11 protein-coding genes are annotated in these 13,773 nt (G+C 73.8%); 4 read left to right on the top strand and 7 right to left on the bottom strand.

All coding sequences use genetic code 11. The features are described 5' to 3' along the window. Positions 1-13 precede the first annotated feature (13 nt). Both ACGF13_RS27245 and ACGF13_RS27240 read right to left on the bottom strand, forming a co-directional pair. The gene (locus tag ACGF13_RS27245; protein ID WP_392879810.1) at positions 14-823 is read right to left on the bottom strand and encodes an aminoglycoside N(3)-acetyltransferase; all 810 of its coding nucleotides are present in this window, start codon (positions 821-823) and stop codon (positions 14-16) included. 95 nt (positions 824-918) lie between these two features. After that, entirely contained in the window at positions 919-2,334 is a 1,416-nt protein-coding gene (locus tag ACGF13_RS27240; RefSeq protein WP_392879808.1) for a condensation domain-containing protein, read from the bottom strand. A gap of 328 nt (positions 2,335-2,662) precedes the next feature. Here ACGF13_RS27240 and ACGF13_RS27235 point away from each other — a divergent pair, with 328 nt between their 5' ends. From ACGF13_RS27235 to ACGF13_RS27225, 3 genes are all read left to right on the top strand, one after another. Further along, complete coding sequence (locus tag ACGF13_RS27235; protein ID WP_392879805.1) at positions 2,663-3,997, top strand: MFS transporter; 1,335 nt, start codon at positions 2,663-2,665, stop codon at positions 3,995-3,997. Between the two features lie 115 nt (positions 3,998-4,112). Next, a complete protein-coding gene (locus ACGF13_RS27230; protein ID WP_392879802.1) occupies positions 4,113-5,228 on the top strand; it encodes an oxygenase MpaB family protein in 1,116 nt (371 codons plus the stop codon). Between the two features lie 264 nt (positions 5,229-5,492). Beyond that, positions 5,493-7,877 (top strand): penicillin acylase family protein, encoded by a 2,385-nt coding sequence (locus tag ACGF13_RS27225; RefSeq protein ID WP_392879799.1) that lies wholly within the window; start codon positions 5,493-5,495, stop codon positions 7,875-7,877. 274 nt (positions 7,878-8,151) lie between these two features. Here the strand turns inward: ACGF13_RS27225 and ACGF13_RS27220 are convergent, their stop codons facing one another. The 3 genes from ACGF13_RS27220 to ACGF13_RS27210 form a co-directional block, all read right to left on the bottom strand. Then, positions 8,152-9,027, bottom strand: coding sequence for a class I SAM-dependent methyltransferase (locus ACGF13_RS27220; protein ID WP_392879796.1), 876 nt, complete (start codon positions 9,025-9,027; stop codon positions 8,152-8,154). A gap of 107 nt (positions 9,028-9,134) precedes the next feature. Beyond that, the gene (locus ACGF13_RS27215) at positions 9,135-10,001 is read right to left on the bottom strand and encodes an RNA polymerase sigma-70 factor (RefSeq protein ID WP_392879793.1); all 867 of its coding nucleotides are present in this window, start codon (positions 9,999-10,001) and stop codon (positions 9,135-9,137) included. Further along, on the bottom strand, positions 9,998-10,597 hold the full coding sequence (locus ACGF13_RS27210) for a carboxymuconolactone decarboxylase family protein (RefSeq protein ID WP_392879790.1): 600 nt from the start codon (positions 10,595-10,597) through the stop codon (positions 9,998-10,000). The genes ACGF13_RS27215 and ACGF13_RS27210 overlap by 4 nt, the downstream gene beginning before the upstream one ends. A 274-nt stretch (positions 10,598-10,871) precedes the next feature. Between ACGF13_RS27210 and ACGF13_RS27205 the strand changes: the two genes are divergently transcribed. Beyond that, positions 10,872-11,330: a DinB family protein gene (locus tag ACGF13_RS27205; protein WP_392880285.1), complete on the top strand. Its 459-nt coding sequence runs from the start codon at positions 10,872-10,874 to the stop codon at positions 11,328-11,330. Positions 11,331-11,361: 31 nt separating this feature from the next. On the opposite strand, the gene ACGF13_RS27200 is transcribed toward ACGF13_RS27205, so the two are convergent. Both ACGF13_RS27200 and ACGF13_RS27195 read right to left on the bottom strand, forming a co-directional pair. Continuing rightward, entirely contained in the window at positions 11,362-11,856 is a 495-nt protein-coding gene (locus ACGF13_RS27200) for a hypothetical protein (RefSeq protein ID WP_392879787.1), read from the bottom strand. Positions 11,857-12,074: 218 nt separating this feature from the next. Continuing rightward, positions 12,075-13,742, bottom strand: coding sequence for a CehA/McbA family metallohydrolase (locus tag ACGF13_RS27195; RefSeq protein WP_392879785.1), 1,668 nt, complete (start codon positions 13,740-13,742; stop codon positions 12,075-12,077). Positions 13,743-13,773 lie beyond the last annotated feature (31 nt).

Below are 13,773 nucleotides of genomic sequence, written 5' to 3'. Positions count from 1 at the left end.
CCGTCGGCCCGGCCTATGCCGCTCCGGGGCCGTCCGCCGCCAGCAGCTCGGTCAGGCGGCGGACGGCGAAGGGTATGAGGTCGCGGACCGGGATCAGACGGCAGGGCGCGTCGCCGACCAGCACCTCCCGGATTCCCGCCCGCTCCTCGAACTCCCGCCCCACGACCGGGAAGTGGGTGCCGTTGTCGTCCGCGACGTCCGGCGCCTCGATCCAGACCCGCTCGCCCTGGATCGCCATCGGGAAGCGGCGGAGCTTGAGCCGGCGGTTGGGGGCGAAGGTCTCGGCGTAGTGCAGGAAGGTGTTGCGGTTGTGGCCGACGCCGACCAGCAGCACGTACCCGCCGAGGTCGTGCAGCGCACCGAACGGCGACTCCCGACCGACGGCGAAGCCGAGCGAGCGCCGGGCGGTGACCTCCCGGGCGTGCGCGCCGACGGCGGCGACCGAGACCTGCGGGTGGCTGCTGCGGAGGCTCTCCGGCAGGGCGCGCAGCGCCTCCGCCACCGCACCCGTGGTGGCGGGCAGCCCTGGGTGGAAGAGCGGGACGGCGGCGCGGAGCTCGGCGACCCCGGGGCCGGGCGGGCCGCTGTGCCCGGGGGCCGGGTCACGGACGGTGTCCGAGGTGAAGGTGGGCGCGGCGACGGTGCCGCCGCGCCCGACCGCCTCGCGCAGGCTGGCCACCACGGCCGCCGCGCCGCCCTCGACCCGGCCGAGGCTGGAGAGCGAGGAGTGCACGATCAGCGCCATGCCCGCACGGACGCCCACCCGGTGCCAGCCCTCCACGAGGTCGGCGGTGGTGAGCGGGCCGGTGCCCGGTGTGGTCATGGTGCCCCCTGGTGACGGTGGTGCTGTTCGTGCTGGGATCGTTCGAGGCCGACCATAGCGTGTGGCACTGACAGTCGGTCAGGACGGCCTCGGGGTCAGGCGTGGTCGGCGGGCCCGGGGGCGGCTGGGTCGACCTCCGGAGTGGTCCCGGCGTCGGCCTCGGTGACGGCCTCGGTGAGGATCAACTCCTCGACCCCGTAGAGGAACCGCTCCATCGCGGAGCGCGGGAGCACCGACGGATCCGCCGTCATGGCCAGGCTCAGCGCGTCCGCGGTCTGCAGGGCGTCCAGGGCGTAGGTCAGGCCGGGGCGGGGTTCGAACTCCACCGGCCAGCTGAGGGTGGTCCGGTCCCCGCCGGGGTCGGCCGTGGCCGGCAGCAGTTCCCTGGTGTCGTTGAACACGCAGGAGCGGTCGGCCAGTCGGACGCCCTCGGCGGTCAGTTGGTCGATCTCGGCCGCCAACGCGAGCTTGTCGTAGTAGGCGTGGCGGTAGGTGCCGATCGCCGCGGCGTGGGTTCGGCGCACGATCTCGTCGAACTCGGCGGTGGCGTCCGGGAGATGGAACAGTCCGTCACCCGCGACCACGCTCACCGCGTTGGCCAGTTCGGGCAGGAAGCGGTTGTTGACCACGACGTTCAGCACGGCCTCGGTGGAGCCGGCGAGCCGGGCGGTCATCGCGGCCGTCGCGGCGAGCAGCACCGAGCCCGTGCTGACCCGGTGCCTGGCCGCCACCCGTTCGACGGCCCGGGGCAGGGCGGGGGAGCGGAGCACCGCGTTCGGGAACCGGCCGGGCTGCGCGGCGGCCGGCGGGAAGAGCCGGGCCGGGCCCAGCCTGAGCTTGCGCACGAACTGCGTGCGGGCTCCCGCGTCGCGTCGCAGGCCCCGTTCGGAGTTCTGGAACTCGGCCTCCTCCAGCGGTTGCCGGGCGGGTGCGCGCAGTTCGGCCAGTTCCTCGGGGGAGCTGCCGAGGCAGAGCGCGGACAGGTCGGCGACGAGCCGGCCCATCCCGGTGCCGTCCACCGCGGTGTGCGAGAGCACCAGGCTGATGTGCCGGACCAGCCCGCCCGCCGTCACCGCGCCGATCCGGAGCGGCCACTGGGTGGCGGTGTCGAAGGCCTGCGCGGCCAGCTCCTCGTGCAGCCGGGCGCCGAGCTCGGCCGGCTCCTTGTAGTCCTCGCGATCCTCGTGGCCATCGTGCTCCTCGGCGGGTTGCAGGTGGACGTCCAAGAGGCCTTCACCGTCGACGACTTGGCGGAGGAAGCCGGACTCGTCGGGGAGCAGTCGGGTGTGCAGTGAGTCGTGCAGGTGCAGCAGCTGCTGCAGCGCCGTGAGCAGGACGGGCAGGGGCACTCCCGGGTCCAGCGGTGCCGCGGTGGCGATGTTGTAGCGCGGTGCGTCGGCCGGCGGCAGCTGTCGTACGGCGTCCCAGATGGCCCGTTGGCCCCAGGTGGCCGGTCCGGACCCGGTCCGTCCGGACGAGAAGGCGATCTGAAGCAGTTGGCGAGTGGTCAACGGTCGGCTCTCCGTGGTGCGGTGGTCGGTGCGTCGTACCGGTGCGTTGGGAGCGCGGGTGCTGCTGGGGAGAGTGTGGCGCACCGCCCGCCTCGCGTCGAGGGCCGGGCGGCGCGCGCCCCGGCGGCGGGTGCGGCGCTGCTGCGGGGGCTGGGCCGCCGCTGAGCGGCGGGCCCGGCGGGTGCCCGTGGCCGCACCGGTGGCGCTCGGCCCTGTAAGGGGTCGGGCGCCATCGGCGTTCCCGGGGGTTCCGCAAGTCTCTTGATGTGAAGTATCTTGATATCGAGATTGATGCCGGGATTGATGTCGAGTGCGACGGGGGACCACCATGCGGGGGAACGGACTGATAGCGCAGCTGCGGCGGCCGCCGGGCGGGCGGGACGCGCGGATCATGCTGCTGGCGCAGTGCGTCGACCGGACCGGCACGGGGGTGTGGGCGGCGGCCTCGGTGCTCTACTTCACCTACGTCTGCGGGATGGACGCGCGGCAGCTGGGCCTGCTGCTCGGGGTGGGCGCGGTGGCGGGAATCGCCGGGTCCCCGCTGGCCGGACGGGCCGCCGAGCGGGTGCCGGTGCGCCTGCTGCTGATCGGCTGCCACCTGCTGCGGCTGGGCGCGATGGCGCTGCTGCTGGTGGTCGACGACTTCGCCGCGCTGCTGCCCGTGGTGGCCCTGATCTGCCTGGCCGAGCGGGCCGCCAAGACGCTGGAGATGCTGTTCGCGGCCCGGGTCGCGGGCGAGCGGCGGGCCACCTACCAGGCGCTGTTCCGCAGCGTGGCCAACGCGGGGTACGCGCTCGGGGCGGGCGTCGCGGCGATCGGGCTGGCGGTGGGGACCACGTCCGCCTACCGAGTGCTGATCCTGGCCAACGGGCTCTCCTACGTGCTGGCCGCCCTGCTGGTCTGGCGCACCCGGGAGCCGTCCGGGCGCGGCCTGGTCGCGGCGAAGGCCGGGGACGAGCCCGGCGGGGCGCCGGCCGCCCCGCCGAGCCCCTGGCGTGACCGCGGCTACCTGCGGTTCGTCCTGCTGGACATGCCGCTGAGCCTGGACGACTCGATCCTCAACGTCGGGCTGCCGCTCTGGCTGGTCCACCACACCGGCGCGCCGCACGTCGTCGTCCCGATCTTCCTGGCGCTCAACACGGTGCTCGTGGTACTGCTGCAACTGCGGGTCTCGGCCTGGGCGGAGGGGCCGCTCGGGGCGGCCGCGGCGGTGCGCTGGTACGGGGTGACGGTGCTGGGCGGCTGCCTGCTGATCGTGCTCGCCACCGGCGCCGGGCCGGTCCTGGCCTCGGTCGCGCTGCTGGCCGCGGCGATCCTGGTCACCCTGGCGGAACTGCTGCGCTCGGTCAGCTCCTGGGAACTGGCGGTCGTGCTGGCCCCGCCGGGCGCCCGGGCCTCGTACCTGGGGGTCGCCGGGATGTCCCAGTCGGTGCAGAAGTCGGTCGGCCCGCTGCTGCTCACCGGTGTGGTGATGGCCGCCGGGCCGATCGGCTGGCTCGGGCTCGGCGCGGCGACCGTCGGCCTCGGCGCGCTCCAACGCCGGGCCAGCCTGCGGCGGTTGGCGACGCTGGCCGAGGTGGACGGCGGGGCGGGTGTCGGCGGGGCGGGTGCCGGCGGGGCGGAGGCCGAGCCGGTGCGGTCGACCAAGGCCTCGGTGGGTTGAGCCGACCCTCGGGCCGTTCAGCGGGCGGCGCGCCCTCGTACGGGTGAGGCTGCCCGGGCGGCCCGGAGCGCGGTGATACGTGTGCGGACCACGTGTCGACTCGACGGAGGACCACATGGCCGCCAACGGCTGGACGGATGACCTGCTCGACCGGATGCGCGGCACCGGCGACCCGCTCGGAGACGCCGCCATCGCCGAGACCTACGAGCTGGGGCAGCAGGAGCAGGTGCGGCAGGCGCTGCTCGGCTTCGGCCGGAACAGCGACGCCGTCCCCGAGGGCCTGCCGCCCAAGCTCCAGCGGTACTTCGAGGCGACCGCGGAGCTGCCCGCCTGGGCCGACCGGGAGCAGATGGCGCGCGGCCACGAACTGCTCGGCCGCTACCAGCCGTTGATCGCCTCGATCCTGCTCTGCGGCTCGCTCCCGCTCTGCTACACCTGCGGCAACGGGGCCGAGGTGCTGGCCCGCTCCCAGCGCCTCACCTCCGGGGTGTACCGGCGGCTGGCGGAGACCTCGCAGTTCGTCGTCGACGTGCTCGACGAGGACGGCCTGGGGCCGACCGGCCACGGGCTCCGCTCGGCCCAGAAGATCCGCCTGCTGCACGCCACCATGCGCTACCACGTGTCCCAGTTGGGCGACTGGGACGCCGCCGCCCTGGGCGTGCCCGTCAACCAGGAGGACCTGGCCGGCACGCTGATGAGCTTCTCGGTGCTGATCCCGCAGGGCCTCGCCAAGCTCGGGGTCGAGCTGCTGCCCGAGGACCGGGACGCCTACTTCCACATCTGGCGGGTGGTCGGCCACGTCCTGGGCGTCCACGAGCAGCTCGACCTGGTCAAGTTCGGCGACGGGGCCGCTCTGAAGGACACCATTATCCGGCGGCAACAGCGCCCTTCGGAGGCCGGGACGGCGCTGACCAAGGGAGTGCTGGACTTCATCAAGGAGGTGCTGCCGGTCCTGCCGGGAGCGGGCCCCACGCTGATCCGGCACCTGATCGGGGACGCGTCCGCCGACGTCGTCAAGGTGCCCCCGGCGAGCAGCCTCACCCGACTCGGGCTCACCGCCGCCACCCTGCCCTCCTTCGGGTACGGCAAGGCGGGCGACACCCTGCCGCCCGCCGCCAAGGCGGCGAGCCAACTGGGGCTGCTGGCCTTCAAGGAGGGGCTGCTGCTGACCAACAAGGGTCGGCGCCGGGAGTGGCAGGTGCCCACCGGTCTGGCCGACTCGTCGTCGTGACCGCTCGTCCGCCCGTCAGTCGGGGCGCGGACCCTGATGATCCACAACCGCATCGTCCGACGGAGAAGCGGTGCGGTCAGGGAACATCCCTGACCCGAGACGTATACGGATCGTCCAGGGGGCCGAGACCGGGTCGTCCCGAGGGGCGATGACCGGCGGTGCCCGCGACGGCAGTTTGGGGCCATGATGAACGACAGGAAAACGAGTGAGCATCAGTTCCGCTCGCGCGCAAGGCGTTTCGCCTCGGGTGCGCTCGCGCTCGGGGTGACATCCGCGCTGCTGACGGCACTGGTACCCGGCGCGGCACAGGCGGCGGATTCCGAGACCGACCGCGGCGGCTGGACCGCCAGGATCAGCCGGACCGAGTACGGCGTCCCGCACGTCCTGGCATACGACTTCGGCGGCCTCGGCTACGGCTACGGATACGCCTTCGCCCAGGACAACCTGTGCCAGCTCGCCGACCAGGTGGTCACCGCTCGCGGCGAACGCTCGCGCCACTTCGGCCCCGACGGCCAGTCCGTCGACCGGGTCGGCAACCTGGTGAGCGACACCTACCAGCAGGGCGTGCTGCGCACCGGGACGGTCAAGCGCCTGCTGGCCACCCCCGCGCCGCTCGGCCCGACCGACGAGGCGCGGCAACTGGTGGACGGCTACGTCGCCGGATACAACCGCTACCTGCGCGACACCGGCCCCGACCACCTGCCGGACCCGTCCTGCCGGGGGAAGGACTGGGTCGGGCCGATCACCGCGGACGACCTGTGGAACATCCTCTACGAGGTCAACACCATGGCGGGCAGCGCCGCCGCCAAGAAGCAGATCGCCACGGCCGTCCCGGGCGCCGGGGCCGTGCCTGCCGCCGGGGACGGGCCCACCGCCGGGGCCGGGCCCGCCGGCGAGACGTCCGAGCAGGCGGCGGCCGTACCCCTGATCGGCGCTCCCGGCCGATCCGCCGACAACCCCGAACTCGGCAGCAACGCCTGGGCGATCGGGCGTGACGCCAGCCGCAACGGCAACGGTCTGCTGCTCGCCAACCCCCACCTCCACTGGGCCGGCCCGGAGCGCTTCTACCAGGCCCAGCTGACCATCCCCGGCGTCCTGGACATCGCCGGCGCGGGACTGTACGGCATCCCGTTCCTCCAGATCGGCCACACCCGCGGCCTCGCCTGGAGCCACACCACCAGCTACGCGGACCACTACGCCCTCCACCGGCTCACCCTGGTGCCCGGCGACCCGACCGCCTACCTGGTGGACGGCAAGGTCGAACGGATGGTGCAGGAGAAGGTCCAGGTCGCCGTCCGGGCCGCCGACGGGACGCCCACCACCGTCGACCGGACCGTCTACCGCTCCCGCCTCGGCTACGTCCTCGCCGACGGCTGGACCGGGCAGTACGCCTACACCTTCGGCGACGCCAACGCCGAGAACCTCCGCTCGCTGAACCAGTGGCTGGCGGTCGGCCGCGCCCAGAACCTCGACCAACTGCGCCAAGCCCAGCGCACCTACCAGGGCCTCCCCTGGGTGTACACCACGGCCGTCGACTCCACCGGCACCACCTGGTTCACCGACGCCTCCGCCGTCCCCCACCTCCCCGACGAGCAACTCGGCCGCTGCCTCGCCGCGGTCACCCCCCTCGGGCCGGTCCTGGACGGCTCGACCACCGCCTGCGACCCGGGCAGCGACCCGGACGCGCTCGTGCCCGGGGTCTTCGGCCCCGCCAACCAGCCGAGCCTGACCCGCACCGACTACGTCGCCAACGCCAACAACGGCCCGTACCTGACCAACGCGGACGCGCCGATCACCGGCCTGCCCACCGTCTACAAGGGCGCCTCCGAACGGATGCTGCGCTCGCAGCTGAGCCTGCGCATGATCGCCGAGCGCAGGTCCGGCACCGACGGCCTCGGTGCCCCCGGCTTCACCCTCAACACACTCCAGGCGACGATGTTCGGCAACCGGGTGCAGAGCGCCGAACTCGACCGCGACGACGCCGTGACCCTCTGCCGCGCCCACCCGGTGATCGCCGGCTCCGACGGCAACCCGGTCGACGTCCGCCCGGCCTGCGACGTACTCGCGGCCTGGGACACCCGGGCCGACGCCGACAGCCACGGCACCGTGCTCTGGCAGGCCTACCGGGACGCGCTCGCACGCACCGGCACGACGGCCTGGCAGACCGTCCCCGCCGACCCCGCCCAGCCGCTGACCACCCCGCGCGGCATCGACGCCGCCAACCCCGACGCCCAACGCGCCCTGGCCGACGCGGTCAAGGACCTGGCCACCCGCGGCCTCCCCGTGGACGCCCCGATCGGCAGCGTCCAGCGCTGGGCGGGAATCCCGCTGCACGGCTGCTCCCACCAACTGGGCTGCTTCAACGTGGTCATGACGGCCGGGCCGGACTCCGGCACCGGAGGCGGCACCTACCCGACCGACCTCCGCGCCGTCCCGCACGGCGCCAGCTTCGTGATGGCGACCGAACTCACCGACCACGGCCCGCGCACCCGCACCCTGCTCACCTACGGCGAGTCCGCCAACCCGACCTCACCCCACTACACCGACCAGACCCGCGCCTACGCCCGCAAGCAGTGGATGACCGAGCGCTTCACCGAAGCGGAGATCCGCACCGCCCCGGGCCTCACCGTCACCACCCTCCGGCGCTGACCCGCCACCGCCACCGACCGCACGCCGGGCGGCCGCCGTTCCCGCAACGGCGGCCGCCCGCGCGCGGACCGGGCAGTGCGCCTTCGAGCAGTCCGCCGACCTCATCAGCTCTGGCATCGGCCGGGACCACATCACGGGGGTCGACGTCTGGTCGAATTCGCCAAACCGAACGTCCTTGGAGTAATTCCCGCATGCGCGGGGACGGCTCAAGTGATGGATCGCCATGCCGACCAGGCGGTCGGTGACCGGGGCGCAAGCCGGCCCAACTCCGGTGTCAGATGCGGGTGGCGGTGACGACGTGGTAGTCGAGGAGGTTGTCGCGCCAGGCGGTGAGGAAGTGGCGGGACCAGTGGGCGGTGGGGACGGTGTCGGTGAGGTAGCGGTCGAGGCCTGGCCAGACGTGGGTGCCGATGGATTCGGTGGTGATGTCGGTGAAGCCGTGGCGGGTGAGGTCGGTGGTGAAGCCGTCGAGGGGGTGGGGGACGTCGAGGCCGTCGGCGAAGCTGGCGAGCATGATCTTGAGGCGTTCGGCGGCGTCGGGGCCGGGGGCGGTGAAGAAGGTGGTCACGACGAGTCGGCCGCCCGATCGCAGGACGCGGGCGGACTCGCGGGCGAAGCCGTTCAGTTCGCGGAAGTGCTGGGCGGCCTCGACGGAGAAGACGCCGTCCAGGTAGCCGTCGGAGAACGGGAGTTCGTCCGCCGCGCCGAGGGTGTATGCCAACCGATCGGGGTACGTGGCCAGGGCTCTCGCGTTGACGGCGCGGGCGCGCTCGATCTGGTCGGGGTGGATGTCCACCCCGGTCATCGCCGCGAAGCGGAACTCCCGCAGGGCGAGAGCGCTTCCGAGGCCGCGCCCGCAGCCCACCTCCGCCAGCCGCAGCCGTTCGCGTGGTTCGGGGAACTCCCGCAGCACCCGCCGGTAGAGCTGTTCCTGGCTGCGCACCCGGTCCTCGGGGGTCGGGGCGGTGAGGTCGATGCCCTGCCAGTAGCCGAAGTTGATGAATCCTCCGGCGAACGACGGTGCGGTGCTGAGGTCGTCGGTGCCGTAGGTCCGGCGCACGGTCGGGGGGATGCGGTTGTGGTCCATGGGCCGCTGGGTCTCCTGCTCGGTGGGTGCCCGGCCGTCGGGCGCGCCGAGGTACGTACCCAAACCTGTGGTGGTCCGAACACGGTACGTGATGGCGGGGGTTCCGGGGGACGGTGGGGGCGCGGTGGTGTCCCGAGGGGCTCGGGGCACCACCGCGCGACGGGGGGTGGCTAGCGGGTGAGGTCGGCCGGGGTGTCGAGCCGGGTCAACTTCTGCGGGTTGCGCACGACGTAGACCCGGGTGATCAGGCCGTCCTCCACCGTGAGGCTGACCACCGAGGGCTCGCCGCCGACGTCGATCCGGCCGCCCGGCGCGCCGTTGAGCCACACCGTGGCGGTGTCCGGTGCGACCGGCAGCCGCCCGACGCGTGCGAGCAGGGCCGCGACCGCCTCGGCACCGTGGACCGGGGCCGGCGCGGCCGCCGCGATCCCGCCGCCGTCGGCGATCAGGACGACGTCCGGCGCCAGCACCTCCATCAGGTCCTGCAACCGCCCGGTGCGCAGGGTCTCCAGGAACCGCTCCACCACCCGCTGCTGCTCGGTGCGGCTCACCCGCACCCGGGGCCGGCGGGCCGCCACGTGTCCGCGGGCCCGCCGGGCGACCTGCCGTACGGCGGCCGAGGTCTTGCCGAGGGCTTCGGCGATCTCCTCGTACGGCAGCTCGAAGACCTCGCGGAGCACGAACACCGCCCGTTCGGTCGGCCCGAGTGTCTCCAGTACGGTCAGCATCGCGAACGAGACGCTCTCCGCGAGTTCGACGTCCTCGGCGACGTCCGGGGTGGTGAGCAGTGGCTCCGGCAGCCACTCGCCGACGTACTGCTCGCGCCGGCGGGACAGTGTCCGCAGCCGGTTGAGGCCCTGGCGGGTGACGATCCGGATGAGGTACGAGCGCGGGTCGTGCACCTGCTCGCGGTCGACCTCGGCCCACCGCAGCCAGGACTCCTGTAGCACGTCCTCGGCGTCGGCGGCGGAGCCGAGCAGCTCGTAGGCGACGGTGAAGAGCAGGCCGCGGTGGGTGACGAAGGGGTCCTCGGTCATGCCGGCGACGCTCCGGCCGGGGCGCCGCCGGCGTTGCCGGTGGCGGCGGTGCGCCGGGCCAGCGGGATGTCGCAGGAGTCGGAGAAGCCCTGGGAACGGACGCCGTTGGCGGTGTTGTTCCTGGTGGCCATGTTGACGAAGGCGACGTAGGCGGTGAGTTCGACCATGGCCGCCGCGCCGAGCTGGTCCAGCAGGCTGTCGTACAGCTCGTCGGTGACGGCCGGCGGGGTCACCGTCATGGCCTCGGCGTACTCCAGCACCTCGCGCTCCAGCGGCGTGAACACCTCCGCCGCCCGCCAGTTCGGCACCTGCCTGGCCTTGGCCAGGTCCAGGCCCTGGTTCTGCGCGTGGAAATAGCCGACGTCCAGGCACCAGCCGCAGCCGACCTGCGCGGCCACCGCCATGTGCGCGAAGGACTTGAGTCCCTCGTCGAGCGCGTCCCACTCGGTGATCCGGCGGGAGAAGTCCAGGTTCGCGGTGGCGACGGCGGGGTTGTGCCAGATCGCCTCGACGGGTTCGAGGGTGGCCCCGAAACCCTTGATCATGTTCTCGCTCAGTTCGGCGGGCAGCTGGGCCTTCGGCAGTCGCAGTGCCATGGTGTCGTCCTCCCGGTTCGGTGGGCTGTCTGGGTTGCCGGACATGAAGACACCGGAGGGCGCGCGGATGTGACAGGCGGCTGGGGAAGCCGGAGGAAGGCGGCTGGGGAAGTCGGAGGAAAGCGGCTGGGGAAGCCGGAGGAAAAATGACCTCCGGAAGGGGAGGACAGTTCGCTACAGTCCGCGGGGATTTCCCGACCACCGCGAGGAGAACGACACCGTGAACGCCCCCGACGGCCGCCCCGCCCCACCGCTGACCGGCGGTGAGCGCGAGATGTTGCGCGGCTTCCTCGACTTCCACCGGGCGACGCTGGCCCTGAAGTGCGAGGGCCTGACCGACGAGCAGCTGCGCCTGCGTTCCAGCCCGCCCTCGACGCTCAGCCTGCTCGGGCTGGTCCGGCACATGGCGGAGGTCGAGCGCACCTGGTTCCGCCGGGTGATCGACGGCGAGGACGTGCCGCTGGTCTGGTCGGAGGACGGTGACTACCAGGCCGCGTACGACCCGGCCGGCACCACCCGGGCCGAGGCCTTCACCGCCTGGCAGGCCGAGGTCGAGCACTCCCGCCGGATCGAGCGCGCCGCCGGGTCCCTCGACGTCACCGGCTACCAGGCCCGGTGGGACGCCGAGGTGTCGCTGCGGCTGGTGATGCTCCACCTGATCCACGAGTACGCCCGGCACAACGGGCACGCGGACTTCCTGCGGGAGGCGATCGACGGGGTGGTGGGGGCCTGAGCGAGGCGGGGCCTGAGGGGGAGGAGGGGCCCTACCAGCCGAGGAGGTGGGTGCGGTGGGTGAGGGCGGCGAGGACGGAGTCGGTGGTCGCCTCGGGGGTGAGGTCGGTGGTGTCGAGGGTGTGGGTGGCGTCCTCGGGGGCCGGGCCGGCCTGGAGGACGACGTAGTGGAGGGCGGCGCCGGTGGTGCGGCTCTCGCGTCGGAAGGTGTCGAGGGCGGCGGGCGCCGCGGGGGACTCCACCACGACCTGGTAGCCGCGGGTGGCGTAGGCGAAGGCGGCCTGGGCGGCCGCGGCCAGGGCGGTGGCGTTCTGGCGCTGGGCCTCGGGCAGGTGGGGCGGGAGCTGGCCGCTGCGGATGACCCGCAGGAAGTCGTCGGTCCGCAGGTGGACGCTCGGGTTCAGCTCCCGGGCGAGCAGCTCCGCGACCGGGCTGTTCCCGGCCCCGGCCGGGTCGACGAGGACGAGGACGCCCCCGGCGCCCCCGCCGCCCCCGAGCTCCGGCCCACCTACGGTCGTACGGTTCACAGCTGCTGATCCCTTCGCGGGCCGGGGACGGTCGGGTAGCCGGGGCGGGGCGGTCGGAGTGCGAAGGGGCTGGTCGGCCCATATCCGGACAACCGACCGCCTCGTCCCTACGACTGATGCGTTTCGGGGATCAACCTAGTCCAAACGGGTGGCCCGAGTCGTCCCCCACCCGGTTCCTGGGCGGGTCGGCGAGACGACCTGGGGCCCGCCGACGGCCCCTACCGGTCGCCGGTGCGCAGCACGATCGGGTTGGTGAGCGCCGCCATCGGCCCCCAGGGCAGGTCCGGGCCCATCGAGTTGCCCCGGCCCGGGGTGCCGTCCGCCTTCGGGTGGCGCACCTCGGCCCGGACGTAGGCGGCGAGCGAGGCGGTGGTGCGCCAGATCACCGTGCCGGCGCCGTCGGCGGGCAGCGACTCCTGGTGCATCTGCCCCTCGTCGGTGAGCAGGCGGACCGTCCCGCCGGGCACGCCGGAGACGGTGAGCCGGACGTCCAGCGGGGCGTCGGCGGGGACGGTCAGCTCCTCGCCGATGCCCGCCTGGCGGCCGTGTCCGGTGACGGTGAGGTCCAGCCCGACGGCGGAGGACTCGGCCAGCCAGCTGCGCCCGGCGCGCAGCCCGTCGAGGATCGCGTCCCGGGTGAGGTCCTCGGCGAGCACCACGGTGTGGGGGGAGCCGATGACCTGCGGTTCGCTGTGCGCGTCGCTGTTGCCCAGGGCGGGCAGCCAGGAGCGGCCCTCGCGCAGGGCGACGGCGAGCCGGCCGTCCCAGGTGTCCACCGCCGACTCGTCGTCGTACGTCCAGGGGCCGTTCCACACCTCGACGGCGTCGGCCTCCTCGTAGCCGAACTTCCACTGGCAGGCGACGTACGGGCAGTACGGGTGTGCGGGCACCACCAGGCCGCCGGACCGGTGGACCTGACGGGCGAAGCGCGGGTACTCCTCGTCGCGCGAGCGGTAGCGCCAGTCGACGAACTGGCCGGGCTTCAGGCCGAGGGCCAGCCAGTGGCCGTTGCGGGTGGTGATCTCCTCGCCCGGCAGGATCAGCAGGTCGGGGCCGGCCAGCGGGCCCCAGGCGGCGTGCGAGGAGCTGGTGTTGTGGTCGGTCGAGACGATGAAGTCCAGGCCGGCCGCGCGCGCTCCGGCGGCCACCTCCTCGGGCTTGCGCCGCCCGTCGGAGTGGACGGTGTGCAGGTGGCAGTCGCCCCGGTACCAGGCCCGGCCGCGGCCGCGGGCGCGCTCGGCGGGGTACTGCGGGGTGAACCGCGGCTCGGGCGGGCCGAACCGGAGGGTGACCTCGACGTGGTGGTCCAGGCCCTGCGGGGCGACCTGGTAGGGGCCGAGGACGACGTGCCAGGTGCCGGGGTTGATCGGGCCGGGGAGGTAGCCGGGGGTCGCGGCGCCGCGGGAGAGGCTGAATCCGGTGCGGAAGCCGCCGGACCAGCCGCGGAAGCCGGGGCCGCCGAGGTCGGTGCCGCGTTCGTCGAAGATGCCGATGTCGCAGGAGTTGCCGGGGGTGCCGGCCGGGACCGGCGGCTTGTCGTAGCCGTAGGAGACGGCTATCTCGCGGACGCCCTCGGGCACCTCGACCGGGAGGTACACGAAGTCGGGGGCGCCGGTGGGCAGGTGGCCGGTGAGGGTGAGGGTGCGGTCGGCGGGCGTGGCGCCGGGGGCGCCGGGGGCGTCGGCGGGGGTGGCGTTCGCCTGGCCGGTGGTGGCGGCCAGGCCCAGGGCGGTGGCGGCGCCGGTGGCGAGGCCGGTGCGGAGCAGGTCGCGGCGGGCGGGCCGGGCCGGCTGCGCGGCGGGCTGCTCGGCTGGTTCGGTGGTCGGTTGGTGGGTCGGCTGGTGGGTCGGCTGGTCGGGGCGCGGGCTGCTGGGTTCGGTCGGCATCGAGGCCTCCGGATCGGGGCGGGTGGGTCGC

Origin of the sequence: Kitasatospora sp. NPDC048286 (assembly GCF_043201735.1) — a bacterium.
In the GTDB taxonomy this organism is placed as follows: Bacteria; Actinomycetota; Actinomycetes; order Streptomycetales; family Streptomycetaceae; genus Kitasatospora.
This window is presented reverse-complemented; position numbering and strand designations above follow the sequence as displayed.

Coding starts and splice junctions, on each gene's coding strand:
- ACGF13_RS27245 (WP_392879810.1), bottom strand. CDS start 823: ATGACCACACCGGGCACCGGCCCGCTCACCACCGCCGACCTCGTGGAG.
- ACGF13_RS27235 (WP_392879805.1), top strand. CDS start 2,663: ATGCGGGGGAACGGACTGATAGCGCAGCTGCGGCGGCCGCCGGGCGGG.
- ACGF13_RS27230 (WP_392879802.1), top strand. CDS start 4,113: ATGGCCGCCAACGGCTGGACGGATGACCTGCTCGACCGGATGCGCGGC.
- ACGF13_RS27215 (WP_392879793.1), bottom strand. CDS start 10,001: ATGACCGAGGACCCCTTCGTCACCCACCGCGGCCTGCTCTTCACCGTC.
- ACGF13_RS27210 (WP_392879790.1), bottom strand. CDS start 10,597: ATGGCACTGCGACTGCCGAAGGCCCAGCTGCCCGCCGAACTGAGCGAG.
- ACGF13_RS27205 (WP_392880285.1), top strand. CDS start 10,872: ATGTTGCGCGGCTTCCTCGACTTCCACCGGGCGACGCTGGCCCTGAAG.
- ACGF13_RS27195 (WP_392879785.1), bottom strand. CDS start 13,742: ATGCCGACCGAACCCAGCAGCCCGCGCCCCGACCAGCCGACCCACCAG.